The sequence below is a fragment of the Paenarthrobacter sp. PPS72 genome (genome assembly GCF_048537125.1).
Taxonomy (GTDB): Bacteria; Actinomycetota; Actinomycetes; order Actinomycetales; family Micrococcaceae; genus Arthrobacter; species Arthrobacter nitroguajacolicus_E.
The window spans coordinates 19,991-46,326 of record NZ_JBLYIE010000054.1 but is presented as its reverse complement, the minus strand read 5'-3'; the positions used below and the strand labels follow the sequence as shown (position 1 = coordinate 46,326).

Annotated in this window: 23 protein-coding genes and 3 pseudogenes; 12 read left to right on the top strand and 14 right to left on the bottom strand. The window is 62.8% G+C overall.

Annotation, left to right across the window (positions count from 1 at the left end):
* Window positions 1-728: 728 nt before the first annotated feature.
* The gene (gene ald, locus ACLRGI_RS19495) at window positions 729-1,844 is read right to left on the bottom strand and encodes an alanine dehydrogenase (protein ID WP_253033914.1); all 1,116 of its coding nucleotides are present in this window, start codon (window positions 1,842-1,844) and stop codon (window positions 729-731) included.
* Between the two features lie 413 nt (window positions 1,845-2,257).
* Between ald and ACLRGI_RS19490 the strand changes: the two genes are divergently transcribed.
* The 6 genes and pseudogenes from ACLRGI_RS19490 to ACLRGI_RS19465 form a co-directional block, all read left to right on the top strand.
* Window positions 2,258-3,514 carry an aminotransferase family protein gene (locus ACLRGI_RS19490; protein ID WP_253033902.1) on the top strand — a complete coding sequence of 419 codons (1,257 nt, stop codon included), beginning with the start codon at window positions 2,258-2,260 and terminating at the stop codon, window positions 3,512-3,514.
* A gap of 206 nt (window positions 3,515-3,720) precedes the next feature.
* Window positions 3,721-4,491, top strand: coding sequence for an MFS transporter (locus ACLRGI_RS19485; protein WP_263661286.1), 771 nt, complete (start codon window positions 3,721-3,723; stop codon window positions 4,489-4,491).
* 39 nt (window positions 4,492-4,530) lie between these two features.
* A pseudogene (locus ACLRGI_RS19480) lies at window positions 4,531-5,043 on the top strand (MFS transporter); the annotation flags it as partial.
* A gap of 1,083 nt (window positions 5,044-6,126) precedes the next feature.
* On the top strand, window positions 6,127-6,345 hold the full coding sequence (locus tag ACLRGI_RS19475) for a hypothetical protein (RefSeq protein ID WP_253033905.1): 219 nt from the start codon (window positions 6,127-6,129) through the stop codon (window positions 6,343-6,345).
* A complete protein-coding gene (locus ACLRGI_RS19470) occupies window positions 6,324-6,773 on the top strand; it encodes a hypothetical protein (RefSeq protein WP_253033906.1) in 450 nt (149 codons plus the stop codon). The genes ACLRGI_RS19475 and ACLRGI_RS19470 overlap by 22 nt, the downstream gene beginning before the upstream one ends.
* Before the next feature lie 65 nt (window positions 6,774-6,838).
* Window positions 6,839-7,339, top strand: a pseudogene (locus ACLRGI_RS19465) (transposase); the annotation flags it as partial.
* A gap of 78 nt (window positions 7,340-7,417) precedes the next feature.
* Here ACLRGI_RS19465 and ACLRGI_RS19460 read toward each other — a convergent pair.
* From ACLRGI_RS19460 to ACLRGI_RS19435, 6 genes and pseudogenes are all read right to left on the bottom strand, one after another.
* Window positions 7,418-8,101 carry a LysR family substrate-binding domain-containing protein gene (locus ACLRGI_RS19460; protein ID WP_253033915.1) on the bottom strand — a complete coding sequence of 228 codons (684 nt, stop codon included), beginning with the start codon at window positions 8,099-8,101 and terminating at the stop codon, window positions 7,418-7,420.
* A gap of 48 nt (window positions 8,102-8,149) precedes the next feature.
* Window positions 8,150-8,323, bottom strand: a pseudogene (locus ACLRGI_RS19455) (LysR family transcriptional regulator); the annotation flags it as partial.
* 276 nt (window positions 8,324-8,599) lie between these two features.
* Complete coding sequence (locus tag ACLRGI_RS19450; protein ID WP_253033907.1) at window positions 8,600-9,799, bottom strand: acyl-CoA dehydrogenase family protein; 1,200 nt, start codon at window positions 9,797-9,799, stop codon at window positions 8,600-8,602.
* Entirely contained in the window at window positions 9,799-11,046 is a 1,248-nt protein-coding gene (locus tag ACLRGI_RS19445; RefSeq protein WP_253033908.1) for a CaiB/BaiF CoA transferase family protein, read from the bottom strand. Before ACLRGI_RS19445 ends, ACLRGI_RS19450 begins: the two co-directional genes overlap by 1 nt.
* A 174-nt stretch (window positions 11,047-11,220) precedes the next feature.
* Window positions 11,221-12,096, bottom strand: coding sequence for a 3-hydroxyacyl-CoA dehydrogenase family protein (locus ACLRGI_RS19440; protein ID WP_253033909.1), 876 nt, complete (start codon window positions 12,094-12,096; stop codon window positions 11,221-11,223).
* A complete protein-coding gene (locus tag ACLRGI_RS19435) occupies window positions 12,093-12,854 on the bottom strand; it encodes an enoyl-CoA hydratase/isomerase family protein (RefSeq protein ID WP_253033910.1) in 762 nt (253 codons plus the stop codon). Before ACLRGI_RS19435 ends, ACLRGI_RS19440 begins: the two co-directional genes overlap by 4 nt.
* 172 nt (window positions 12,855-13,026) lie before the next feature.
* Between ACLRGI_RS19435 and ACLRGI_RS19430 the strand changes: the two genes are divergently transcribed.
* Together ACLRGI_RS19430 and ACLRGI_RS19425 are read left to right on the top strand one after the other, a co-directional pair.
* Entirely contained in the window at window positions 13,027-14,448 is a 1,422-nt protein-coding gene (locus tag ACLRGI_RS19430; RefSeq protein WP_342451805.1) for an NAD-dependent succinate-semialdehyde dehydrogenase, read from the top strand.
* Between the two features lie 92 nt (window positions 14,449-14,540).
* Window positions 14,541-15,755 carry a thiolase family protein gene (locus ACLRGI_RS19425; protein WP_253033867.1) on the top strand — a complete coding sequence of 405 codons (1,215 nt, stop codon included), beginning with the start codon at window positions 14,541-14,543 and terminating at the stop codon, window positions 15,753-15,755.
* A gap of 552 nt (window positions 15,756-16,307) precedes the next feature.
* Here ACLRGI_RS19425 and ACLRGI_RS19420 read toward each other — a convergent pair.
* On the bottom strand, window positions 16,308-17,141 hold the full coding sequence (locus ACLRGI_RS19420) for an IS5 family transposase (protein WP_253033868.1): 834 nt from the start codon (window positions 17,139-17,141) through the stop codon (window positions 16,308-16,310).
* On the opposite strand from ACLRGI_RS19420, the gene ACLRGI_RS19415 reads away from it, so the two are divergent.
* Window positions 17,034-18,125, top strand: coding sequence for an NAD-dependent epimerase/dehydratase family protein (locus ACLRGI_RS19415; RefSeq protein WP_263661262.1), 1,092 nt, complete (start codon window positions 17,034-17,036; stop codon window positions 18,123-18,125). The genes ACLRGI_RS19420 and ACLRGI_RS19415 overlap by 108 nt on opposite strands.
* On the opposite strand, the gene ACLRGI_RS19410 is transcribed toward ACLRGI_RS19415, so the two are convergent.
* The 6 genes from ACLRGI_RS19410 to ACLRGI_RS19385 form a co-directional block, all read right to left on the bottom strand.
* The gene (locus ACLRGI_RS19410; protein WP_253033870.1) at window positions 18,048-19,919 is read right to left on the bottom strand and encodes a hypothetical protein; all 1,872 of its coding nucleotides are present in this window, start codon (window positions 19,917-19,919) and stop codon (window positions 18,048-18,050) included. The two genes, ACLRGI_RS19415 and ACLRGI_RS19410, sit on opposite strands and share 78 nt — an antisense overlap.
* 13 nt (window positions 19,920-19,932) lie before the next feature.
* Window positions 19,933-20,724 carry a hypothetical protein gene (locus ACLRGI_RS19405; protein WP_253033871.1) on the bottom strand — a complete coding sequence of 264 codons (792 nt, stop codon included), beginning with the start codon at window positions 20,722-20,724 and terminating at the stop codon, window positions 19,933-19,935.
* Between the two features lie 60 nt (window positions 20,725-20,784).
* Window positions 20,785-21,120, bottom strand: a complete 336-nt coding sequence (locus tag ACLRGI_RS19400; RefSeq protein WP_253033872.1) for a hypothetical protein — start codon at window positions 21,118-21,120, stop codon at window positions 20,785-20,787.
* A 12-nt stretch (window positions 21,121-21,132) separates the two neighbouring features.
* A complete protein-coding gene (locus tag ACLRGI_RS19395; RefSeq protein ID WP_253033873.1) occupies window positions 21,133-22,326 on the bottom strand; it encodes a MinD/ParA family ATP-binding protein in 1,194 nt (397 codons plus the stop codon).
* A gap of 172 nt (window positions 22,327-22,498) precedes the next feature.
* The gene (locus ACLRGI_RS19390; protein ID WP_253033874.1) at window positions 22,499-23,032 is read right to left on the bottom strand and encodes a hypothetical protein; all 534 of its coding nucleotides are present in this window, start codon (window positions 23,030-23,032) and stop codon (window positions 22,499-22,501) included.
* On the bottom strand, window positions 23,032-24,159 hold the full coding sequence (locus tag ACLRGI_RS19385) for a M23 family metallopeptidase (RefSeq protein WP_253033875.1): 1,128 nt from the start codon (window positions 24,157-24,159) through the stop codon (window positions 23,032-23,034). Before ACLRGI_RS19385 ends, ACLRGI_RS19390 begins: the two co-directional genes overlap by 1 nt.
* Before the next feature lie 277 nt (window positions 24,160-24,436).
* Between ACLRGI_RS19385 and ACLRGI_RS19380 the strand changes: the two genes are divergently transcribed.
* The 3 genes from ACLRGI_RS19380 to ACLRGI_RS19370 are packed head-to-tail and all read left to right on the top strand — an operon-like array spanning window position 24,437 to window position 26,255.
* Window positions 24,437-25,174, top strand: a complete 738-nt coding sequence (locus ACLRGI_RS19380; RefSeq protein WP_253033876.1) for a hypothetical protein — start codon at window positions 24,437-24,439, stop codon at window positions 25,172-25,174.
* The gene (locus tag ACLRGI_RS19375) at window positions 25,171-25,935 is read left to right on the top strand and encodes a hypothetical protein (RefSeq protein ID WP_253033877.1); all 765 of its coding nucleotides are present in this window, start codon (window positions 25,171-25,173) and stop codon (window positions 25,933-25,935) included. The genes ACLRGI_RS19380 and ACLRGI_RS19375 overlap by 4 nt, the downstream gene beginning before the upstream one ends.
* A 14-nt stretch (window positions 25,936-25,949) precedes the next feature.
* Window positions 25,950-26,255, top strand: coding sequence for a hypothetical protein (locus tag ACLRGI_RS19370; RefSeq protein ID WP_349472055.1), 306 nt, complete (start codon window positions 25,950-25,952; stop codon window positions 26,253-26,255).
* The last annotated feature ends 81 nt before the right edge of the window (window positions 26,256-26,336 follow it).

Genomic DNA, 26,336 nt, shown 5'->3' with positions numbered 1-26,336 from the left:
CGCCGCATAAAGCACCTCAATGGCTTCTTCAACAATAGAACTCACGCCATAAATCTAGCCGTAGTGCTACTCGTCCCACTTCAACACGTCCCGCTGCCAGTCGAGTGGGACGAGTAGAAGTGGATGAGATAACTCGTCTCAACCTTGCGGATCGAAACTATTTGCCTGCTTGCTGCAGAGCAGTTCCGTCGAGCAACCGCACGTGGTCGTCGGCCAGACATTCGTAGATCAGCCCAGGGGGAATACGGGCGCTTATTTCGACCTTGTATGACCGAGGACAGTACCAGGTAACTAGTACCCCAGGCGGTTCGCCTGTAGGTATTTCCGCTACGAGCCGGTTCTGCCTTCCGATTCCCGCGGAAATAGTTTTGACCAATTCATTGCCGCTGGGAGACATGGGCTTCATGAGAGAGTCACAGCCGGTGGGGTCCTGAAGCCCCCTGGGTGACGGCGTCGTCCGGCCCTACGTCAAAACCCTCCGACCTCTCAAAGAGCCGCCGTGGTTCGGCCCCCTCTGAATCGAGCCACAGCACCCGGTCGTCCCCCGTAACGGCGTCGACAGTTCCGTGCCGTACGACTTCGCCGTGAAGCCGGATTACCACTCGTTGACCAACGAGGGGATGCCACGCGCGCTGCAAGTGAAATGCCACTTATGCCCTCACCTCTACCTGATGGACCCGTGCCCGGCCCCGGAGGGATTCACCCCGAGGCAAGTCACAGGACATGGATTACACGGATACCAGGTCCTGCCAGGAGGCAAGCTCGAGCCCGTGGGCGTCGCTGACGGACTTGTGGGCGACCCTGCCTGCGGCCACATTGAGGCCTGCCGCAAGGACCGGATCCTGCGCCAGCGCGGTCTTGACACCCTTGTTCGCCAAAGCGACAGCGTAGGGGAGGGTGACGTTGGTGAGGGCATAGGTGGAGGTGTTTGGAACCGCCCCCGGCATGTTGGCCACACAGTAGAAAACGCAGTTGTGCACCTGGAAAGTAGGGGACTCATGCGTGGTGGGACGGCTGTCTTCGAAGCAGCCTCCCTGATCGACTGCGATGTCAACCAGCACACTTCCCGGTTTCATTCGGGAGACCAGTTCGTTACTGACAAGCTTGGGGGCTTTTGCCCCCGGAATGAGCACAGAGCCAATCACCAGGTCGGATTCGACTACTGAGCGTTCGATTTCATAGCCGTTGGAAGCCACTGTCTGGAGACGGCCCCCGTACTGGGCATCCAGTTCCCGCAACCGACTGACATTGATGTCCAGGATGGTGACGTTCGCGCCCAGGCCCAGCGCCATGGCGGCGGCGTTGGTGCCTGCGACACCTGCACCGAGGACGGTCACCTTCGCCGGCCGCACGCCCGGTACGCCGCCGAGCAGAACACCTTTGCCTCCTGCAGGTGCCATGAGTGAGTTCGCGCCCACCTGGACGGCGAGCCTGCCTGCCACCTCGCTCATAGGCGCAAGCAGGGGCAGGAACCGTCCGGTTTGAACGGTTTCGTAGGCGACGGCCGTGACGCCGGATGAAAGGAGGGCTTCGGTCAGATCAGGCTCAGCAGCCAGGTGGAGGTACGTGAAAAGTGTGAGACCCTGGCGAAAATGACGGTACTCCGCCGCTACAGGCTCCTTGACCTTGAGGACCATGTCTGCGCGGCCCCAGAGCGCGTCGATGTCCTGGACAATCTCAGCGCCGGCGAGCACATACTCCTGATCCAGAATGCCGGAGCCTTCACCCGCGCCGGTCTGGACGAGGATCTCGTGGCCGTTGGCCTTCAGCTCGTGCACGCCAGCAGCAGTGATGGCCACGCGGAACTCATTGTTTTTAATTTCTTTGGGAACGGAGATGATCATGCCGATGCTTTCTGAGAGTGGAAAGTGGTTGGAAGACAACGACGGGTTCGGTGTCTCATGGCGTGTATCGCTCACCTCACCGTGAAAGATTGACGAGTCTTCAGGCGCTACTCTTCCACCTAGATTACGGCTCAGTCCAATACCAAAGGGTCCTTGACTGATGTCAAACAAATCATCAATGAGGGCGGCGGGCGGCGGGAACGCTGCGATCTGGCCATTTATGATTGGTTCCACATTAATTGTTTCAGGTTTGGTATTTGTTTGTCATCGATGCACAGAGGAAGCTGGTGTGGGGGGCAGCACATGCGCAGCGGACATGGGCCGTTCTACAACGCAGTCGCGTTCTATGCCTGCTCGTGGGGAAGCTAGTGCCAGCCGCGCTGAGCTGCACGCCAATATCTATAGGAGAAGAAATGTCAAGACAGCAGGCTCTGTGGAGCGCCCAAGCTCACATGCCAACCGTGCTCGCCAACGAACCAACGGTGATTGTCGAGGCCCATGGGGCTTATATCACGACTGACAAAGGCGAACGTTACCTCGATGGGGCTGGCGGGCTTTGGTATGCCAACGTGGGCCACGGCCGTGAGGAAATCGCCGAGGTGGCAGCGGCGCAGATGAAAAAGTTGGAAACCTGGCACGTATTCGGCCGTTACCTCAACGACCGCGCAGTTGAACTGGCAGAAAAGATCGCAGCTCTTGCGCCTATCGTCGACCCGAAGGTCATCCTCACGAGTGGTGGGTCCGATTCCGTCGACATGGCATTGAAACTGGCCCGGCGGCACTGGCAGTTGCAAGAGAAGTTTGAAAAGTTGACTATCGTCAGCCGGCACAACAGCTATCACGGTCTTCATGCCTTTGGGACCAGCGTCGCGGGCCTCGAATTCAATAGGGTTGGCCATGGACCCGGTCCGCTCATCCCAGACACACTCCTCGTTGATCCCTTCGACATCGACCTGGTTGAGAAAACCATCCGGGATTTCGGCGGCGAACGCATTGCCGCTTTCATCGCAGAGCCAGTAATGGGCACAGGCGGTCTTGTGCCTCCACCAGCCGGCTACTTTAAAAGGATCAAGGAACTCGCGGCGGAGTATGACTTCTTGGTTGTGGCCGATGAAGTGATTACCGGATTCGGGCGTCTCGGTACATGGTTCGCATCCGAGCGATTCGATATTCAGCCCGACATGATCACCTTTGCCAAGGGCATCACGTCCGGTTACATGCCGCTGGGCGGCGTGCTCGTCGCCCCGAAGATTTGGAAGCAGTTCTTCGAGGGTCAGGACGCTCCGATTCTGCATCAGGGGCTCACCTATTCCGGCCACGCCACGGCTGCGGCCGTTGCGCTCAAGAACCTTGAAATCCTTGAACGGGAGGATCTTCTCGGACGGGTCCGTTCGCTCGAACCCATCCTGGCCCAGGAGTTGGAGTCGCTCCGCGGCACCCCGGGCGTCCAGGACGTTCGCTACGTTGGCCTGATGGGCGGCGTTGATCTTGCACCCGGTATCTCCGGCGTAGAAGTGGTGGCGGAGATGGAACGCCGCGGTGTCCACCTGAGGAACCTTCCGAATGACATCCTCATGATCTCACCTCCGTTTATCGTGACGCAGGACGAGCTCAGGCTCATTGTGAGCACTATTCGCGACTCGCTTTCCACAGTCCTGAGTCGGCACTGATTCTGGGGAATTCCCCTAGGCCAACCTAGCCAGGTTGGCCTAGGGCCTCGCGCACTAAGGCCCCGTTTCAAGCATCAGGACTTGCGTGCCAGTGGTACCGCAGCCAGTAATAAGGGGCCCGGAAACCTGTGGAAAATATCGCTGCCACAACCTGCCTTCGATCATTGTCAGATTAACCGCACATTTACTTCAAGGGAGAAGTTTCGTTGATACCACCTCAGAAGAAGGGGTCTGGCGCTCGTCGGGCCGCCTTAGGCTCATTTATAGGTACCACCGTAGAATGGTATGACTTTTACGTATATTCCACTGCGGCAGCCCTCGTGTTCGGGACGGTCTTTTTCCCCGATACAGGGGATAGGCTGACCGGCATCGTAGCTTCTTTTGCCACCTTGGCTGTTGGGTTTTTCGCGCGGCCCTTGGGGGGAATCGTTTTCGGCCACATTGGAGATCGCTTTGGCCGGAAGAACACCCTCGTAATCACCCTGACGATGATGGGCATCGCCACCCTTCTGATCGGTTTCCTGCCTACTTATGCTCAGGTAGGTTCGTTGGCCCCTGTACTGCTTGTCATCCTGCGCTTCATCCAGGGATTGGCTGTAGGAGGCGAATGGGGTGGGGCAGTACTGATGGCAGTCGAGCACGCTCCGGAAGAAAAGAAAACCTTCTACGGAGGCATCGTCCAAGCAGGCAACCCTGCAGGCGCCCTGCTCGCCACCGGGGCATTCAGCATTCTGACGTTGAACGGCAAAGAGTTCCTGCTCGAGTGGGGGTGGCGCCTGCCATTCCTCGCTTCCGCCCTGCTAATTCTGGTCGGAATTCTTATTCGCATTGGTGTCCAGGAATCCCCGGTCTACGAGAAAGCAGAACGGAGCAATGCCACCGGCCAGCAAAAATCGCCACTCCGGGAAGCGGTCGGCAAGAACTGGCGCACGATCCTCCTGGGGATTGGAACTCTGCCGGCGGTTATCGGTGGCTAATACCTTGTAACTACCTTCGTTACGGCATATGCCACAGGACCGGAGATCGGTGCCTCAGAGACATTGATCCTGAGCGCACTGTCTGCCGCCTCCCTTGTTGAACTTGCGTTCACCTTCATCGCCGCACATTTCGGAGACCGATTTGGAAGAATCCGGGTTGTAAAATTTGGGGTTATCGGCATGGCGATCTTGGCGGTACCGCAGTTTCTCGTCTTCGACTGGGGAAATGAAACCGCGATCTTTGCCGTGTTTATACTCATGCGTGTCGCGATATCCAGTATTTACGGGCCCGCAGCCACCATGCTGGCCCAAATGTTTCCGCCAACTGCGCGCTACACGAGTGTTTCGCTTTCCTATCAAACGGCTGGTGCAATCTTCGGTGGACTTTCACCTCTCGTCTCGGCGATGCTGCTCCAGGCAACCGGGAGTATCTGGCCGGTTATCTTGTTGCTGCTTGCGATGTGCGCACTCAACTTCATTTGTGTAGCAGTTGCGCCGCAGAGGAACGATGCGGAAGACCTTGCCCGAGAAGTCGAACCAGCACACCAGTAACCAATCTCGGCCGTGGATCGGTGGTTTTGTTCCTAGTGACAGCCCCGTATTGAGGCACGGATAAATGGGGCCCGCGGTCTGCACGGTGACCGCGGGCCCTCGCCAGTGCACTCGAACAGTCGCTGCGGATGTGGCGGCCGCTTTTCCAAGTGGCCGCCACTCCCATGCACCAGCCCATCATGGAATCGTGGACCGCAATCGCGACGCGGTCCCCGCCAAGCTAAGCCAACGCAACCCCGACGAGCTATCCGAAGCCATCCCCTGTTGGACGCATTCCACGACCCGAAATGGGGCCCTTCGCAGTTAAGCATGGTTGGGCTGGAGGCCCGGCAGAGGCACTGGCGGTCGGTGTTGTTTAGACCGAAGACCGGGCCACCGGGGCGCGGAGAACGTGGCCTTGGAAGTTGCCGTTTCGTATTTGGCCGTGTTGACCGGGAGGTGCGCCCGGGCTTGCAGAGCCGTAGATCGTCCGCGCCGCAGGCCCATTCCGGTGGCGGACGGTGTGCCTGCGGCGCGGATGATCTGCAGCGGGACGAACCCGCCCGGAACTCCCCTTGGCGTACCGGGAGCACGTCGCGAAAGGACCACGGACCCTGAACAACCCGAAGGACAGACCGATGACCACTAATTCCTCCCGTCTGCCCCTCACCGCCACCTACCGGGGCGCCGGAAGGAAGCGTTCGCGCACCCATCGCGGGACGAGTCCCAAGCCCTGATCCAACCGTTGATCCTCGAAATTTCCGGCAGGATCAGCCGCCGGGTTGCGCTCCTGGAGGCGTCATCGAGTGACCCGGCTCAAGGCTCCGAGGACCTGGCCGCCCTCGCATGGATCCGGCAATCCCTAGAAGATATTGAAGCCACCATCCTTGGACTGTCGGAAGCAAATCGCCGCCGTTCTCCAGCGTCCCCGAATCCGGCCCCTTCTTCTGCCGGAAGCCTGGTCTCCTAAGTTCCGCCGGACCGGCCGCCCGCCTGGATTTCAGCCCGGACCATGCCGGCAGGCTGCCGCTCCTCCCCACGACGCCAGAACATCTGGCGTGTCCGAAGTACTCATCACCGCCCTGAGAATAAGGACTCATCACCATGCACGCACCACCCGAACGTCTCCTCATCGCCGTCCACACCCGAAAAGAACTGGACGCCGCCCTGGATAAAGCGGTGGATTTCCTGAAGCCGGCGGCGGTAGCTGAACAAGTCGGCATCTCTGTCACGCGGCTGGCACCGGGCCGCTATGAAGCGCGCCTGGACAGCAACGTTCCCCCGGGCGTGACACTCGAAAAGTGGGGGAACGAGCCGCGATGAACGGACGGCAGAGGGATCTCTCCGGCGCGCCGGCCGGCAGCGTGTTTAATCTGCTCTGTCCCGCTGCCCGCCGGGCCGGGTGCTCGCTGCGCACGGCGGCTCTGAACGCCGGGCCGGGGAGAACCGGGTTGAAAGAGTCGCTGACGGAATGCGAAATCGACATCTTCCTGTCCCTGGTCCGCGGCGACCGCGTCGTTGTGAGGGATCACGAAACCGGGGCACTGTGGGGCGGCTGGATTGACATGACGTTTTCCGACCACGGATTCATCTGGGTGATCACCGACGTCGGTGAGCGGAAGCTGCTCGACATCGGCGTGCACACGCTCTGGCGGCCGGAGGAGTCCGGAGCGTGTGGCAGCGTTCGCCGGGAAGCCGGTCGCCTTGAGGACGACAGGGCTCTGACCACTGACATCAGCCCCGGCAACTAGAATACGGTGCTGAGCCTGTTCCTTGCCCGGTCCAAGAGCGTGTTCCCGGCCCGCAGGAGCAGCCGCTGCCGGAGGCCATCACCACCGTGTGGGAACCCGCCGTGGTCCAGACCTGCATTGTTCACCTGATCCGCAACACCTTCCGCTATGCTGCCCGGCAGTACTGGGATGAAATGTCCCGGGATCTGCGCCCGGTCTACACCGCGCCCTCCGAAGCCGCGGCGAAGGAACGCTTCGGGGAGTTTTCCGGCAAATGGGGCAGGCAGTACCCGGCGATCACCCGGCTGTGGGAAACGCCTGGAGCGAGTTCGTGCCGTTCCTGGACTACGACGTGGAAATCCGCCGGGTCATCTGCAGCACCAACGCCATCGAATCCGTCAACGCCCGCTACCGGCGCGCGGTCCGGGCCCGGGGACATTTCCCCACCGGGTAGGAGGCCCTGAAATGCCCCTACCTGGCCACCCGGGCACTGGACCCCACCGGCAAAGGCAGGGCACGATGGGCCACACGATGGAAGCCGGCACTGAACGCCTTCGCTTTTCCCCTTCGAAGGAAGAATCAACTAAATGCCAACCGCGGATCCACCGTTAAACAGACACTCCCGAGTTCACCGACCCCATAGTAGAAATATGGCAGGCGAACACTTAGGCTCCCGGCAGTTCTTGAGGCAAAACCTCTTCCGCCAGGCTGAGGATGGTTTTGAGTCCGGGATTTTGCGAGTCCGTCTTCCAAGCCATCCGTAGTTGTACGCCGTCGATCTCGTCGGAAACAGGGATGAATGAAACTCCATGGTGATCGGTATTCTCCGCCACGGAGGAGATGGTGAGCATTGTCCCTACCTCTGCTGAGACAAGCGCCAGTCCGGTGTACGAGTCCGGGGCTTCTTGAACAATGCGGGGCTCGAATCCCGCTGCATGGCAGAGGCGGAAAAGGCGGTCCGTGAGGACCGACCCGGGATGGGCTGGCAGGACGACGAACGGCTCGTCTTCGAAGGCCGAGACTGGGGTGCTGTGCCTGCCTGCGAGGGGATGGTTTTTGGGCACGGCGAGCATAAGTTGCTCGTTGACCAGAACTCGCGTCTCGATGCCTGCGGGAATGTGATCCCAGCGGCCAATACCGATGTCCACCTCGCCCGTCAGAACGCGGGACATGGCAGGCTGTGCGTAGTTTTGGCTGGAGAGTTCGAGCACGAGGCCGGGAAGCCGGGAGCGTGCGGCGCGAGCGAGGCGGCCGACCATCACGTGGGTGGAAGCACCCGCGAAGGCAATCCTCACGCGGCCGGCTTCTCCACGGCCGGCCGCGGCGACGTCCTGCTTGACTCGTTCCACCTCTGCAAGTATCCGTTGGGCGGGGCCAATAAGCGCTTCGCCTGCTGCCGTAAGACTGACCGAGCGGGTACTGCGTTTAAATAGTTCAGCGCCAAGTTCATGCTCGAATGCTTTTATCACGCGGCTAACCGGGGGCTGAGCCATATGGAGCCGGCTGGCGGCTCGCCCGAAATGTAGTTCCGTGGCGACCGCCAAGAATATTTTGAAGTCCTTGATCTCCATGGCCTCATTATATCTGGATCAAGTAACATTGCTCCCCTCATCTATGACAAATGAATTATGGCTTTCAGGCTCCTCTTCCCGGCCCCGATGAGGCTAGACCGGTCACTTCATCAAGCACTAGCACTGAGGGATGGCGTCGGCTCGTTCCTTCCGCGCCTCTGGAGTACGAGCTGGACAAGGTCACCAGGCTGAGAAGCCAAGAAAGCACGGCCGTCCCGTCGGACGACCGTGCTTTTTTGTTACTACAAGCCCCGCCGGAAGCGCGGCCGGAACAGGTCAGGAGAAGGCCGAGATGCCGGTGATCTCACGCCCCAGGATCAGGGACTGGATGGAATCGGTGCCTTCGTAGGTGTGGACCACTTCCATGTCGGTCAGGTGGCGGGCCACATGGTGCTCCAGCAGGATTCCGTTGCCGCCGAACATGTCCCGGGCATCCCGGCACAGCGTCCGTGCCTTGTCCCCGGTGAACATCTTGGCCAGGGAAGCCTGCTCATTGCTGAGCCGGCCCTCGTCCTGAAGCGCCGCGGTGCGGAAGCAGATCAGCTGCATGGCGGTGAGGTCCGCGAGCATGTTGGCGAGTTTATTCTGCACGAGCTGGTAGCTGGCAATCGGGCGGCCGAACTGGACCCGTTCCCGGGCGTATCTGACCGCCATCTCGTAGGCGGCGGTGGCATGGCCGAGCGATTCCCAGGCCACGGTGCTGCGGGTGGTGTTGAGCACCGCTCCGACGTCGCGGAAGGACCGGGAATTGGCCAGCAGGTTTTCTGCGGGGATCCGCAGGCCGTCGATCTCGATCTGTGCCTGCTGGACGGCCCGCTTTGCCATCTTTCCCGTGATGGCCTCGGCGTGGTACCCGGCGGGGTAGCTGCCGTCGTCGTTCTTTTCCAAAACGAACGCCTTCACCTTCGCATCGGCGGTGTCCCGGGCCCAGATGATGACGAGGTCCGCCACATGGCCCAGCCCGATCCAGCGTTTGGAGCCGTTGATGACGTAGTGGTCGCCGTCCCGGCGCGCGGAGGTTTCCAGGGCCACGGAGTCGGAGCCGTGCTCCGGTTCCGTCAGTGCGAAGGCGCCCAGCTTTTCCAGTTTGGCCATCGCCGGGAGCCAGCGTTGCTTCTGCTCGCCGCTGCCGAGCAGGTTGATGCTGCCCATCGCCAGTCCCGAATGGACGGCGTTGAAGGTGTTGATGCTGCCGTCACCGCGGGAGAGTTCCATCGCGACGAGGCCGGTCTGCAGCCGGGTCAGGCCCGGGCAGCCATAGCCCTGGATCGCTGTGCCGATGATTCCCAGCTCCGCGAACTTGGGCACCAGCTGATACGGGAAGTCCGCCTTCTCCCAGTATTCGTTGATGACGGGGGTGACGTCTTGTTCGACGAAGGAACGGACACGGGCGATCAGTGCCCGGTCGGTGTCATTGAGGTAGTCGTCCACTACATAGAAATCGGAATTGACGGACAGGTCCGTGGCGGCGGTCATCAGTGCTCCTCAGGGGATCGTGTGGGAGTGCCGGCAAGGGCGCCGGCCAAAACGGGCTCGTCCGCGCCGAGCCAGGCCCGGACCAGCCCGGCGCCGCTGTCCAGATCGGGCGGGGTGAGGTCGTAGCTCACGGGGGTCTTGGACAGCCGGATGGGGTTGCGCACCCCGGGCTGCGTGCCCTCTCCGTGCCCTACCGTCACGACGGGCTCCAGACCGATCCGCTCGGCGAATGCGATCCCGGCGTGCAGGTCCTGGATCGGTGCGCACGGGAGCTTCGCGTCGGTGAGGATGTCGAACCATTCGGAGGCGGTCCGGGTCGAGAGGCATTCCACCAGGAGCGGCCGCAGTTCCGTGCGGTTGGTGCTGCGCAGCGGTGCCTGCTCGAAACGCGGATCCACGGCCAGTTCCGGCCGGCCGATGGTGGCGCAGAAGGTGCGGTACTGGGCGTCGTTGCCAATGGCGATGACCAGCTTCCCGTCGCCGGTGTCGAAAGGCTCGTAGGGGTAGATGCTCGGATGCTCGTTGCCCAGCCGGGCCGGGGCAACCCCGCCCAGCACCACGGCTGCGGTCTGGTTCACCATGCCGGAGAGTGCGGAGGACATCAGGTTCATTTCCACCAGCTGGCCTTCCCCGATGCGGTCCCGGTGCCGCAGGGCAGCGAGGATGCCGATGCAGGCATGCAGGCCGGTGATGACGTCGAACACCGCAACTCCGGAACGGAAGGGCTCGGTGTCCGGCGCTCCGGTGAGGTCCATCAGCCCGGACAGCGCCTGGATCAGCAGGTCGTAGCCTGGGAGCTGTGCACCGCCGGTGGTCCCGAAGCCGGTGATTGAGGCGTAGACCACGTCCTTGTTGGTGGCCGCGACGGTGTCATAGTCCAGGCCGTAGCGCACCAAGTCACCCGGTTTGAAGTTTTCCACCACGACGTCGGCCCGTTCCGCAATGCGCTGGGCGGTCCTGCGGTCGTCCGCATCACGGAGATCGAGCTTGATCGAGGTCTTATTGCGGTTGATCGAGAGGAAGTAGGTCGAGTCATCGCCGCGGGTGGGCGGGCGCCACGCCCGGGTCTCGTCCCCGGCCGGGCTCTCGATCTTGATCACGGTCGCCCCGAGATCGGCCAGCAGCATGGTGCAGTACGGTCCGGCCAGCACCCTGCCGAAATCTGCGATCAGGATGCCGCTGAGCGGGCCATCTGAACTGCGGCCGAATACCGACCTCTCAGCGGTGGCGGAGTGTTGGCTGTCCATCAATGGGCTCCTCGCATAGTGTTCTCTTCCTCCACCATGACGGACCGCATTGCTATCCGTCCAATACCTATTGATGGCGGTTTTATTGCACGACAGACATAATTGGCCGGATCAACAACAGAGCGCGCTTACCTGGCCATACTGACATCACGCTCGGTTGCTTGGGCTCACTGTTCAGGAGTAGTCGTAGAACCCTTTGCCGGACTTGCGTCCAAGCTCGCCGCGCGCCACCATGTCGCGGAGGATCCGGGGCGGGGCGAACCGCTCGCCGAGCGTTTCATGCAGGTATTCGGCGATTCCGAGGCGGACGTCCAGCCCGACGATGTCCGTGGTGCGTAGCGGTCCGGAGGCGTGCCGGTAACCGAGTTCCATGGCGGCGTCGATGTCCTGGGCACTGGCCACACCCTCTTCCAGCATCCGCATGGCCTCCAGCGCAAGTGCAACGCCCAGACGGGAACTCGCGAAGCCTGGGGCATCGTGGACCACGATTGGAGTCTTGCCCAGCCCGCGAACCCAGCCGGTAGCGGCGTCGGCAAGTTCAGGGGCGGACTGCGGGCCAAGCACGACTTCCACAAGCGTGGACGCCGGGACCGGGTTGAAGAAGTGCAGCCCGCAGAGCCGCTCCGGCCTGCTCAGTGGGGCGGCCAGCCGGGTGACGGACAGCGAGGACGTGTTGGTGGCAATCCAGGCGTCCGCGCCAAGGCTGCGCTCAACATTGAGCAGCGCTTCCTGCTTGAGCGTGAAGTCCTCCGGAACGGCTTCGACAACAAGGCCCGCACCGCCGAAGTCCATGGCGTCCGTCGAGATGGCGAACCGGCCGAGCAGCGAGCCCAGATCCTCCGTCACGGCCGCCCTCTCAATGGCCTTGGCCAGCGTTCCGGTGACACGGTCCCGGGCCGCTGCGGCCGCCGCCGTGTCGCGTTCGACGACGGTGACCTCCGCTCCGGAAACCAGGAAGGCGTGGGCGATGCCGGCACCCATCCGGCCTCCGCCGAGAACACCTACCTTTGTGGGGACGCCCGGGGTTTTTATTGAGGTGGAGTTGGTCATTTGGTGGTTCCTTTGTGTTTTTTTCGGTCCAGAAATGCCTGCATCCGCTCAAACTTTGCCTCTGATTCAAAGAGGATGCCCTGGGCGAGTTCATCGATGGCCGGGTGGGCGGACCTGGGCGCGTGGAGGACACTCTTGGTGAGGCGGACCGCAAGCGGATCCTGGGACGCGATCCGGGCCGCGAGGGCGAAGGCCGCGGAAATCAGTTGGTCCGGTTCATGCAGTTCAGTGACGAGGCGAACCGCCATCGCTTCTGCGCCGTCGAGCACTTTGCCGGTGAGCAGTATTTCCTTCGCCAGGGGCTCGCCCACCAGTTCCACGAGGCGCCAGCCTGCGCCGGCGGCAGCGAGGATGCCGAGCCCGGTTTCGGGATTGCCGATCTTTGCCCGTGCTGTGGCGATCCGGAAGTCCGCCGCATAAGCCAGTTCAGCACCACCGCCAAGCGCAAAGCCGTCGATGGCTGCGATCACCGGCATCGGCAGCCGGGCGATCCGCTGGAAGAGGCCCGAATTGATGCCGGCCAGCGCATCATCACGGCGGCGTTCGCGGAGCTGGGCGATGTCCGCTCCGGAAGCAAAGATGCCCCCGGAGGCAACGTGCGCCCCGGAGAGGATGAGGATTCGGGGATTCCGCTCCAAATCGGCGCAGACGGTGTGCAACTCGTCCACCATGAGCCGGTCTATGGCGTTGCGGACTTCCGGCCGGTTGAGTTCGACGTGGACGGTCGCGCCGGCGTCGTGGATCTGGATCGTCTTCACCCGCCCACTGTGGCATTACTCATTAGTCATCGTCCAATACCTAACATTGGTCAACTTATTACTTTTGAGTCATAGATGGGCCTTTAGGGAAATGGGTTACGGCGATTGATCCATAATGATCATTGATCACCCTACTAATAAGTATTGGACGGCATAGCCGGAAGCTGGGATCGTGAGTGCTAAGACAAGGCCGTACCCGCAGAAAGAGTTCCGGACCATGAGCAACTACGCGACCATCAACCCGGCAACCGGAGAACGCGTTGCCGCGTTCCCCACCCTCACCGACGAGGAAGTGCAGGATGTACTCAAGCGCTCCTTCACGGAATACCGCACCTGGCGCTGCGCCCCGCTGGCGGAGCGGGCCGCAGTACTGAGCCGCATCGCCGAACTGCACCGGGAACGCTCCGAGGAACTTGCCGCGCTGCTGACCCTGGAGATGGGCAAGCCTATCGCCGAGGCCCGCGGTGAAGTTGCCCTCGTGGCCTCGATCTACGCCTACTACGCCGACAACGCCGAACGCTTCCTCCGCGATGAACCCTTGGAGATCAGCGGCCCCGGCTCGGCCGTCGTCCGCACCGAACCTATTGGACCGCTTGTCGGCATCATGCCCTGGAACTTCCCCTACTACCAGGTCGCCCGCTTCGCCGCCCCCAACATCGTGTTGGGCAACACCGTGATCCTCAAGCACTCACGCAACTGCCCGCAGTCTGCCCTGGCCATCGAGGCTGTCTTCCGCGACGCCGGGCTGCCCGCCGGTGTCTACATCAACGCCTTCGCCACCAGCGGCCAGATCGCCACCATGATCGCCGACCCGCGCGTGCAGGGCGTCTCCCTGACCGGCTCCGAGAAGGCCGGATCCGCCGTCGCGGAGGTTGCCGGGCGCCATCTGAAGAAGTATGTGCTGGAACTGGGCGGCTCCGACCCGTTCATCGTCCTGCCGGATGCCGACCTGGACAAGGCCGTCGCCGGCGCCGTGGCGGGCCGGATGTACAACGGCGGCCAGGCCTGCACGGCCTCCAAGCGCTTCATCATTGTCGGCGACATCTACGACGAGTTCCTGCGCCGCTACACTGAAGCCATGTCCAAGATCACCCCGGGTGACCCCACGGATGCCCAGACGTCCTTCGGGCCGTTGTCTTCCCAGGCCGCTGTCGACGAAATCGCCGAACTCGTCCAGGACGCCGTCTCTAAGGGTGCGACCGCCGTCACCGGCGGTGACGCCCCGAACGAAGCGGGCGCCTACCACCCGGCGACCGTCCTGACCGGTGTTACGCCGGAAATGCGGGCCTACTCGGAAGAGATCTTCGGGCCGGCCGCAGTCGTCTACCGGGTGGATTCCCCCGAAGCTGCCGTTGACCTGGCCAACGACTCGCCCTTCGGCCTCTCGAGCTCCATCTACAGCGCCGACGTCGAGGCCGCCCGGCAGCTCGCCGACCAGCTGGAAACCGGAATGGTCTGGATCAACAGCATCAGCCGCAGCGCCCCTGACCTGCCCTTTGGCGGGGTCAAGCGCTCGGGCGTCGGACGGGAACTGGCCCAGTACGGGATCAACGAATTTGCCAACAAGAAACTCATCCGGATCCCGACGGCCTAAACACGCACTGCAATCGCTGCCCGACGTCCTCAACAACGGCGGGCAGCGCCAACCTGCGCCTGCAAGCGGCTTCAAAGGAAAACGAGGAAAGTGTGAACCAGGCCTATATCTATGACGCCGTGCGGACACCGTTCGGCAAGTTCGGCGGCAGTCTCGCCGGGATCCGCCCGGATGACCTGGCCGCGCACGTGATCGGCGAGTCCGTGAAGCGTGCCCCGAAGCTGGATGTGGAGCGGATCGATGAGGTGGTGTTCGGCAACGCCAACGGCGCCGGGGAGGAAAACCGCAACGTCGCCCGGATGGGCACCCTGCTCGCCGGGCTGCCGGTGTCCATCCCGGGCACCACGGTCAACCGGCTGTGCGGGTCCTCGCTGGACGCGGCGATTATCGCCTCCCGCCAGATCAGCACCGGGGACGCCGAGCTGATGCTCATCGGCGGGGTCGAATCCATGTCCCGGGCCCCGTGGGTGCTGCCCAAGACCGAAAAGCCCTACCCGGCCGGGGACCTGACCCTGGCCTCCACCACGCTGGGCTGGCGCCTGGTGAACAAGGCCATGCCCGCCGAGTGGACAATTTCTTTGGGCGAGGCCACCGAGCGTTTGCGCGAAAAATACGCCGTGGCCCGTGAACAGCAGGACGAATTCGCCGCCGCCTCGCACAACCTGGCCGCCGCGGCCTGGGACGAGGGGTTCTACGACAACCTCGTCACCGTGGTCCCCGGCACGGACCTGGTCCGGGACGAGGGCATCCGGCCCGGGTCCACCGCGGAAAAGCTCGCGGCCCTCAAGACCGTGTTCCGGAACGAGCCCGAGGGCGCCGAGGCCGGCGGGACGGTCACCGCCGGAAACGCCTCCCCGCTCTCGGACGGCGCGTCCGCGGCGTGGATCGGGTCCGAGAACGCCGCCGGGCTGCTCGGGCTGGAGCCTCTGGCCCGGATCGCCGGGCGCGGCGCGCACGCCAACGACCCGCAGTTCTTCGGCTACGCCCCGGTGGAGGCGGCGAACAAGGCCCTCGCCAGGGCCGGCATCGGCTGGGACGAGGTCGGCGCCGTCGAATTGAACGAGGCGTTCGCCGCGCAGTCCCTGGCCTGCATCAGCGCCTGGGGCATCGACCCGTCCATCGTGAACCGGCACGGCGGCGCGATCGCCATGGGCCACCCGCTGGGCGCCTCCGGTGCCCGGATCCTGGGCACCCTGGCCCGGTCCCTGCAGGCCTCTGGGCAGCGCTGGGGCGTCGCCGCGATCTGCATCGGCGTGGGCCAGGGCCTGGCCGTCGTCCTCGAAAACGTCACCGCTCCGGCTAGCTAGGGCTTCGGCACTGAAGCTGCACTCGTCTTTGATGAGACAAAAAGCATGAATGCGGCAACTTAAGTGAAACTGCGCCAACTTAGTTGAAACAGGACATTAACTGGCATGCGCGGGTATTCGTGGGCCGGGAGTAGGGCCCTGCGTGGGCGCCCCAATCGTAGGCAGCAGGAATGGAAGCCGGCGGCCCGCATCGAGCACGTGGGGTGTGAGTCAATGGATTCGACCTCGCTCAAGGTGCGCTGGCTCCGGATGACCGCATCCATGGCGGAGAGGGTGGCAGCCCGTTCGAGTCGGGCCGGGTCCGGGGGTCCCTGCTTTTGGCAGGGACCTGTCTCTTATACACATCTGACGCTGCCGACGAGGAGCGTGTAGTGTNNGCTTTTGGCAGGGACCCCCGGACGCGGCCCTTGGTCAGAGAAGGCAACCGGGTGGCCTCGGGCAGTCATCTATCGCGAGTGTGCTGTTCGCGTGCTGCGGCGATGTACTGGGCGTAAGCGGCGGCCGAATCGGTGGCGTGGCGTTCGATGGTCTTAGTAAGTGTTGGGAAAGGGGTCACGGCGCTTTGGCGGGTTGCCAGGGCCGGCGCCCGGGGGCCGGAGCGAGCCGGCGGGCCATGAGCCCGATCATGGCCCATTTGACCATGGCCTCGGCGTGTCCGGGGAGGCGTTCGTAGTCCCGTCCCAGGCGCCGGCAGCGGACCAGCCAGGACAGGGTGCGCTCGACGACCCAGCGTCGCGGCAGGACCTCGAAGGTGTGCTGCCCGGCCGGTTTCACCACGATCTCGACGGTGATCCGCAGCAGCAGGCGTGCGAACTCCACCAGTTTGCCGGCATAGCCGCCGTCGGCCCACACGAGCACGATCGAGGGCATTTTCATCCGGGCCTTTTCCAGCACCCGGCGCCCGCCGTCGCGGTCCTGCACGCTGGCGGCGGTGACCAGCACGACCACCAGCAGCCCGATCGTGTCCACCACGATGTGCCGCTTGCGCCCGTTAGTCTTCTTGCCCGCGTAGTACCCGCGGGAATCGCGGCCGACGGTGTCGGCGCCCTTGACGGTCTGGGCGTCCACGATGCCGGCCGAGGCCATCGGGTCTTTCCCGGCATCGTTGCGGGCCGCGTCGCGCAGCGCGTCGTGGATCCGGTCGGTGATGCCCTCGCGGTTCCACCGCTTGAAGTACCAGTAGACGGTGTCCCAGGGCGGGAAGTCGTGCGGCAGCATCCGCCAGGCACACCCGGTCCGGTTCAGGTACAGGATCGCCTCCACGATCCGGCGCCTCGAATGCTTGGCCGGCCGGCCTCCGGTCTTGACCGGAACCATCGGCGCAATCAGCGCCCACTGGTCATCGGTCAGGTCCGAAGGATAGGGACGCGGGGAAGAGCCCTCCATGCCTCCACGCTGAACCCGTCGGCCGCGGCAGTCAACAGGCTCGCCCCACTTTCCCAACACCTACTTAGGGACAGAAAGATCCTCGTCACCGGGGCCTCGGGCCGGATTGCTTCGGCGCTCAGTATGAAGCTGGCCGGGCAGAACGAGGTGTGGGGCATCGCCCGCTTCGGCAACGAAAAGGTACGCGGGGAACTCCAGGAAGCCGGCGTGAAGACCTGCTCCGTCGACCTGGTCAACCCTGATTTTTCCGGGCTGCCGGAGGACTTCGACCACGTACTGCACCTAGCCGCGTACCTTGGCGGCGGTGATGATTTCGGTAAGGCACTGGACATCAACGCGGTCGGCACGGGCTTGGTGCTCTCGCACTTCCGCAGGGCGGCGTCGGCGCTGGTGATGTCCACGACCGGGGTCTACCGGCCGCACCCGGACCCGTGGCACCGGTACACCGAAACCGATCCGCTGGGGGACCCGATCAACCCCTCCACCCCGACCTATGGGGTCACCAAGGTCGCCCAGGAGGGCACCGCCCGGCTCTGTGCACGCCTGTACGGCCTGCCCGTGGTGATCGCGCGCATGAACGCCTCGTACGGGCCCCGCGGCGGGCTTCCCGTGACGCACTTGGACAAGGTCGCCGCCGGCGAGACGATCCGGCTGCGGTCGGACCCGGCTCCTTACAGCCCGATCCACGACGACGACATTGCGGACCACATCGAGGGGCTCCTCGCCGCTGCTTCCGTGCCGGCCACGGTGGTGATGATCGCCGCCATCCCCGAAACCAGGGCAATGCTGAGCCCGATCCACTCAGGACCGGTACGGTTCCCGCCCCACAAACCACGGCGGGAAACCTCACCACCGACAACAACCATGCGTCCCATCAGACCTACTCCCCTGCTTTCGTACTGCTCATTACCGTCCGCTGATGTGATCGGTATCAGGCACCATCGAGTTCACGCCCTGACGGCCGCGCAGTGCGGCCTGCCGTGATGCTTCACGCCCGGCCAGCAGGAACGCTGTCGCCCCGCCGGCGGCAATCTTGGCTGAGCCTCGTCCTACACTCGCCGCTCCGCTGCGGGCAGCGGCAGCAGTTTTTCCGGCCGGAGTACCGGCCCGGTCATCCCGCTGCGCCTGGGCAATGGTGCGGGTATCAGGTGCAGCCGGTGCATCCTGGCCAGGGGCTCCCATCGCGGCGGCCCCCTGTCTGGTGGCGCCGGCACTTCGACGGCCGCTGCCTGTAGCCGCGCCGGCCCCGGCTGCACCATCGGTCAGACCCCCGTCAGGACCGGCAGAAAAGCGAGGCCCGCCTGATACCTGGGCTGCCGCCCCGCTGACGGCGGCACCGGTGCGCCCACCGCCGGCCGGGCCGGACTGTGCCTGCATGGTGCGGCGCTGACGGATCATCGCACCGATCCCGGCACCGGCCCCGGCCACCATCGCCGCCCCGGCAATGGAGGGACGGTTAGCACCCAAAGAACTGGCCGAGGATGGCAGTATCGGGACGAATTTGAACAGCAGCGCGGGTGAGAACGCGAGGACGACCATGGCGGCGGCTGCGATGAACACCGAGGAGGCGTTCACCAAGGCGTCTCCGGTACCTTCGCCCTGGAACGCGGGGCGGTTCGAGATGAAGCTGAACAGCGCACCCATGATCAACAGAATCAGCGGCTTCGACAGAGCGATACCCAGCCACAGCGAACCGGCCTTGGCAACCCGGCCGCGGTGTTCGGGATGGATCATGAAGCCGATCATCAGCGCAATGCCTACGCCCAGCAGTGACAGCGCGAGTGGCTGCAGAGCGAACAGCCCCAGGAGCGCCCAGGCCCCGACGAAGAGCAACCCGAACAGCAGCACAGCTGCCAGCGGTCCGAAAACGCCACTGGACTCATACGAGGCGAAACGGGAAATGCTTGTGGCGAAGTCCCCGATCTGGTTTGAGGTCCATGGGCTGATCGAATCAGTAACCTGAACCAATGCGTTGTTGCCCACGTATCCCAGAACCGGGCCGAACAATGCCAGCAGAACCGCGAGTGGGGCGTACCAGATCACCGATTCACGCATGGCGTCAGGATCGATTTTTTCATCCGAGTAGTCCCGGAAGAGTTTGAAGAACATCAGTGCCAGCAACACGATCCCGACGCCGGAAAAGACTGACCAGGTGTCTCGGAAGCCGTCATCGACCTGAAACTCTGAGACTTTCAAAAGGTTCACTAAAACCTCGTTCGTGGCCGTCACTCCGGCTTCCTTGGTCGAGTTCGCAAACTTCTCAAACCCGTCCTTGGCATTGGCGATAAACGCCACTGTGTCCACCGCGCCCAGCACAAACTGCCCGCCAGGCTGTGTAGAAACAGCTGTACGCAACACAGCGCCAGCAAGCGGGGCGAATTCGTTCCATGTGCTCGATACCGCACATATGCCCAAGGCAGCTGGCGGTGCCCCTTCCCGCGCCAACGATGAGCAAAACTCGCGCTGTCCTTCTGCAGGTCGGTAGTCCAAGGATTTCTCGGGGGTGTCCAGAAAACTGTTGAAAGCGCGGGTTGCCATTCCCGTGCAGTCCTGGCCGATCATCGTTGCACCGAGAAATTGAGGCCCACAGACGTTCTTGGCGAGTTCGCCGTTGAGACGGTCACGAATGCCGTCGCGCTGGTCTGCCGGCAAGCCCGCCAGCCGCTTCAATTGATCGGCATTCAACTTTTCTGAGGCGTTGATGTCATCCGCTGCTTGAGCGGATCCGGCTGTGAGAACACCGAAGCCCAAGAAGAGCGCGAGGAGTGCGGCAGTCAAGCGGATCCTGCTGCTAGCGCGTAGCGTTTGCATATTCCACCCAGCCTTCTTTACTCAGGTTTTCGAAGTAGCGGCCGACCAGCCCGTTATCGAGAGTGGGCATCTCTCCGGTTGCAGCGCCGACGAGACCGCCCGCAGGGCCTTGGTCAGGGAACTTGTCGGCAAGTTCTGTGTCATCAATACGCACCAGGGCGTCAGAGATTTTCCAATCTCCGTCCCAAACGAGTTCCAGGGAATCGGTACCGAAGTAGCCACCGGGTTCTGCTTCACCGCCGCGGAGACCGCCATAAACCACCTGAATCAATGCGCGGTTCTCGGCTTCGCAGGAAACGAGCCGGTAGAGGCCCCCAGCTTTGACATCAACGCGGTCGAGCCAGCCGCCATCGAAGCTCTTGAAGCTTCCGGACGCGGCCGCCGTCGTGTAGGTGTCGCCAAGCAGAACTGCATCCTTGATCCATGCTTCGTCCGAGGCCAACGTCTTCATCGTGGCTTTCTGGGCTTCCCAGGTTTTAGTGTTCACATCGTGCAGGACCGGTGTGTAGTTGGCTGCTGCTTGGGCGGCGGAGTCGCAGGTGCCGTTGTAGCCGATGGGCGTTTTGCCGTCGGCGGCCGTTGTGGTTCCGCCTTCTCCGATGCTGATTTTGGAGACTGGAAATCCGAGCTTGCCAGCGACCATGTCCGTGCCAGCGGTGGGTTCGGGCTGTGAAGCCTGTTCCGTGGGGCGGAGATTTATCAGGACGACGGCGACTGCCACGATCACCACGACGGCGGCAATCGCGATCAGTAGCTTCCATTTCGTTCTCATGGTCTGGTTCCGTTCTTCGGTAGGAGACAGCTGCCAACGATGAAGTGTGCCACCAGTTGGCTAGGCTCCTGCTGCGGCAGTCAGTGCGAGGATGCCGCCGATGATGACGCTGGCGCCGGCGACGGCGGCGAAGGCGACACCGCTGCGCTTGGCACCGTCCGCGCCATCTGCAATGTCGTCCGAGTGGCCGCGCTGCCGTGCGATTCCCCACTTGCCCAGGTTCATCAGGAAAGCGGCGGTGACCAGGATCAGCACCAGTGCCCAGAGCCCGCCGAGGATCAGCTGGATCGCGCCTTGGAACTGAACTCCGAAGACGTTGATGTTGGGGGTCACCCCGTCCAGGGGGTTATCTGCGGCCGCGGGGATGGTGACGTTGGTGAGGATGCTCTTGAACATGGTGTGGGTTTCCTATCGGTTGGTGGTGTGGATACGTGCGTGGGCGTTGCGGTTGTCTACCTCGAGCAGGCCTGCGGCGATTTCTGCGGTGACGCGTTCGAAGGCGCGGCGGGCGGGATCGCCCACGAGCTGCCAATCGATGATTGAGCCGTTGTCCAAGGCCGCGTCATAGGGGATATCGATGATGGACCGCACCGTGGATTCGAGCTGGGCGCGGAGGTCCGCTTGATCGGTCGCCGAGACTTTGGCGCCCCCGCCCTGGGTGATGACGACGACGGCGTTGGCGACGAGGTTCTTGTAGTGCGGGTTGCCCTGGCGCTCGGACATGGATTCGAGCTGTTCGATCATTCGCAGGGCCGAGACGACGGCGTTTCGCTGGAGCCGGACAGGGATCACGAGCTGGTCTGTGACGTCGATAGAGGCCAGCCAGTTTTCGGAGCGGGTGTTGTTTCCGGTGTCCAGGACGATGGTGTCGTAGAACCGGCTGACCACCGTGTGGATGCGGTTGAATTCTTCCGCGCCGATGGACTTCATCCGATCCGGGTCTTCGTCCGATGCCAGGACGGAGAACTGGTTCTTGCCCTGGTGGCGGGTGTAGTAGGAGAAATCGCCTTTACGGGCCTCGATGGTTTCGAACTTTTCCAGCACGTTCAGCAGGTCCCACACGGTGCGGGTAGAGCCGTTGGCGTTGGTCCGCACACCGAGGGTGCCCATCATTTCGTTGTTGTCCCAGACGATGGCGTGCTGGCCGGAGTGGATCCCGAAGGTTGATCCGATTCCCACGCTGCACATGGTCTTGCCGACCCCGCCCAGGGGCTGGGCGACCATGATGCGCATGGGCCTGGAGTAGACCCGTTGGATCGCGGAAAGGTCGGTGCGGCGGGCCAGCTCGGCTGCGCCGACCTTGGGCTTGATCAGCCCGAACGTCACGGTCCGCAGGAAGGCCTGCCAACCGGTGGCCGGTGGCAGTTCATCGTTCATGTTGTCTTTTTGCAGCACTGATGCGCTGCGCCGGCCGCTGACCAAAGGGGCCGCCTGAGCTTCCACGGCCGCCTGCTGGGCCTGTGCCGGCTCACTGATAGCAACGGTCACTGTCGCGGTTTCCTTGACGGGTTCTGCGGCGTTATCTTCTGCCGACGGTTCGGGGTTCAGCAGGCTGATGGGGGCGCGTGACTTCCGCTCGGCGCCTGACCAGTTGGTGCTCATCGGGTCTTCCTTTCGGGGTTCTGACTTCTGAAAATCTCTGGTGCCGGTTCCTGGAACAGGACCGGGACACTGCTTGCGGCCGTGCCCTGCGGGCTGTGCCGTTCCGGGACGGTTAGCGGGTCGGTGAACAGCGGTGCTGTGCCGAACTCGTCAGCACCGGCGGTGGGCGTGCTCACTGGGGAGTCACCGGGCTGATGGACGTGACAAGCCAGGGATCGTCCTGGCCGATGCGGTGGAGCATCATCGTCCACGGCCCGGCGTTGGTGTCGAAGGACGCCGTAACCGTCATGGGGTTTTGTGCCTCCCGGGTGATCGCGGGACCGTCCGTGACGGTGGAGAACGGAACACGGGCCGGATCGATGTAGCGGGCGTCTTCCTTGTACTCGGTCGCGAGCATCGGTTCCAGATCCTTGAACCAGGTCTTCTCCTCCACCGAAGGCCGGCCGAACAGGACCATGGCCTTCGCGGCGGTCTCTTTGACCCTCGTCTCGGCGGCGGCATCCCAGGTGACGTTAGGGCCGTGGTACTGCTCGGAGGCCTCGTCATGCCCGTGGCCATCACCGGCTGAGTGCGCGTCAGCATCCGCCGTGATGGTCGGGGCCGGCGCGGCCGCTGTGGTGGTCGTCTGTGCGGCTGGGGTCCCGGCGCAGGCCGTCAGCAGGGCAGCGGTGGCCAGCAGGGCCGGGGCGAGTGCGGTTCTGCGCATCACAGGATGCCTTTCTCTTTGAGGATCGGTGTGGGGTCGATGGTGGCGTTGATCGGGATCATCGGATTCGGCAGGGCCCCGGCGTAAAACTCCATATGCAGGTGCCGGCCGAAGACGTTGCCGGTCGCACCTTCAGTCCCGAGGGGGGTTCCGGCGGCAACGGTGTCGCCTTCCTTGACCTTTAGAGAGCCGGCCTCCATGTGGTACATCCCGATGGTCAGCTTCCCGTCCAGGGTTTGGCCGGTGATGCCGGTTCCGAACTGGCCTTCAAGGTTTCTGATTTTCACGATCTTCAGATCCGTGATCGCCACAATCACCCCGGCCTGGCCAGGAGTGGAGAAGTCGATTCCGTAGTGGAAGTTGGCCAGCACTCCCCCGGCCGTACCGGGAGGGGCCGGCCGCGGGCCGTACCCGCTGGTCATGACAGCCTTCTGCAGGGGCTTGACCCACTTCCCGGCAATGTCGCCGACAACCTGGTTTCCCTCGACCGGGCACACCCCGGACGGGTCCACCATGGAAGCCGACTCCCCGCCGAGTGCCTTAACGATCTGCGTGGCCTGTTCCCGGAACCGGGTGTAGTGGTGTGGATCCGCGTTCCGCTGCGTGCGGTGGATGGCAATGGTCGGTTCAAGGTTTTCCCACCCCTGAACGTTCTGGAGAGCCTTGAAGAAGTTTGTAGCGCTGGTGTGGGGGTCCATGCGGTCTTCGTAGGAACCCCACGAACCATTTGCGCGCTGCTGGAACAGCCCCCGTGAGTCCGGGCCAGCACCGTCACCGAAATCAATGACCCGCAGCGTGGACTCGCCAATGGCAGCCTGAACACCGATTAGCTGTGCGGCCACGGGCAGTTTCAGATCCTCTGCAGCCTTCATGATCGCGGCCGCGTTCTTCATCTGCTCACCATCGAACCCGGCCACTGTGCTGCCAGGGACCGCTGATGCTGCGGATACAGCTGACGTGCCAGGTGCCGCACAGGCAGAAGCGGCCTGAGCCGGCGTTCCGCCATCGTCAAGAACCACAACAACGAAGCCCAGGGCGAGGGTGGTAGCGGCGGCAACAGGAACGACGACTTTTCGAAACGCCTTACCTGCAACGGCTGTTGCTGCCCCAGCAGCAGCGACACCCATTAGGACGACCGCCTGATTCTGTCGGCGCGAAACCAGCAGCCGATGAACAGGTAAGTCCCGCCCCTGCACCGCATAGTGACTCGCATATCGCCCCTCCCCTGGGCTATTCCGAGGCTTGTCCCCCGGACGGAAAACCCATCCCGGCTAAACTCAGCCGTAAAGCTAGGATGGATTTGAAACCAACGGTTAAGTATTTGCGGATGCTTAACTATTGGGATCATTCTAGCAGAATCAATCGTGCGCGTCTTGTCGTGTTTGCCCCATCCAAGGAGTGTTTGTGCCTGTCTCAGCCTCAGAGTTCAAGAGCTGGCTGGACGCTCAGTCCATCAGCACTTCCCCTGCCGCTCTGAGCGCTCTGACGGGGCTGCACCGAGGCACGTTGGGCAACCAGCTGCGGCGTGGAAACGTTGCAGAATCGACGGTCGTTGCCGTCGCTCGCGCGTCCGGAGCGAACGTGCTGGAGTCCCTTGCCGCCTTTGACCCGTACAGGAACATGTACACCAGACAGATTGAGCCCACGCCGGCAGAAGTGCTCAGCCAGGTCCACCACGCAGACCTCATGGCCGAGCTACAATTCCGCACCTCGAAGAAGTACTACCCGCGGGATCTGCGGAAACATATTCCGCTCATAGACTTCCCGCACGAGGGATCCAATCGGGCATGGATTGACGCCATCGACTCCGGCGACATCAGGCACCGCATGGCAGAAGAGACTGGCATGGCCCTGACATACATCTTCACGCAGCTCACCGAAAACAAACTGACCCCACCGCTTGCGGTAGCAGCCTCCAGGGCAGCAGGCACTTCCTTCGCATCAGGTCTGGTGGTCGTCGGCCTCGTGCTTCCGGCTGAGGCAGGCTGGCAACCACGCGCCAGGGAGGACGAGCTGCTTGAAATCACGGACGATGCACTTGTCGAGCTAATCTCCGGCCGCATAAACCTGCTGCAGCGGCGCGTCAAACAACGTAAGGAAGCCCAGGAGTATGCGGAAAAGATGACGGAGCTTCTGGGATGAATCCACTAGGTGTCGTCCCGGTGACGCTCATGCTCATCCTTCTGGGCAGTCTTACGTTCAAGCGTATAAATACACCCGCATCCGGGTTTGAGCACGCCTTGCGGGAAAAGGCGAGCAGAATCGCTTTGTCGGGCATCTTTCTCACCACCGCTTATCTGCTGCTGGTACCGCCCGTGTACTACGCGCTGGATTCGATCATGCCGATCACCAACGCTACCGACCTCATCTCCAAGTACTGCGCACTGGTAGCCGTCGCCTTTCTGGGCGGGCACCTTAGTGTCGCCTACGGATCCCCCTTTGCCCGTCGTTGGACAGTGGGCGCTCCCGGAACCGTTGTGCTGGGCCTCGTCTCCGCTGGCCTGCTATGGACTGTCGTGGCCACAGACGCCCCGTATTCATCCCCCCAGATGCTCGACTTCGCCACACAGCCCAGCGTTCGCATAAACACCTGGTTAGTGCTGTTCTACGTGGCCTACATTGTCCTTCCCCTGGTGCGGCCGGCGTACCTCGACTCCACGAAGAACCCTCTCCGGACAGGCCGGATGGCTTCAGGCATGATTGCCGGCGGTTTCACCCTCTCCCTCTTGCGCGCCGGAGCGTACCCCGTCGAGTGGTTTGGTAGCGGGAATGTGGTTTACCTGTACATGCTCATCTCCTATGCCTCCACTGCCCTCGTGGTCGTGGGACTCGCGCTGTTTGCTTACGCGCGCAGGAACAGAAAAGTGAAAACCGAGCTGGGATCTGCCCTCTCACTCGATTAGGAAGGCCGGGAGACATGACTACCCCTCAACAAGCGCAGGAAGCAGTCAAAAGCGTCTTAGCGGAAGTACCGCGGGAGCATGAGGCTGCCTATCGCGTCATCTACCAGGCAGTGAAGGTGTGCCTGGCAGATGGCATGGAGCGGCGGGCAGCTGCCGCCTACTTGGGAGTCTCGCGGTGGCGTATCGACCGCCAGGGACGCTACTTTCGGTCTTTGAGAGCGACCAGGACCTTGTTCCGGGATGCCATGGCTGCCAATCCTGCAACTGATCCTGCCGGCGAGTCCGTGGAAGCCATAGTCCGAAGAGCGTGGAAGAAGTAGCCCTCAAAGGGTCCCAAATCCCAAAATTCTTGGTTTCATGACATATTGGAATCATGCAATCTGGAATCTGTCACGAGCTTG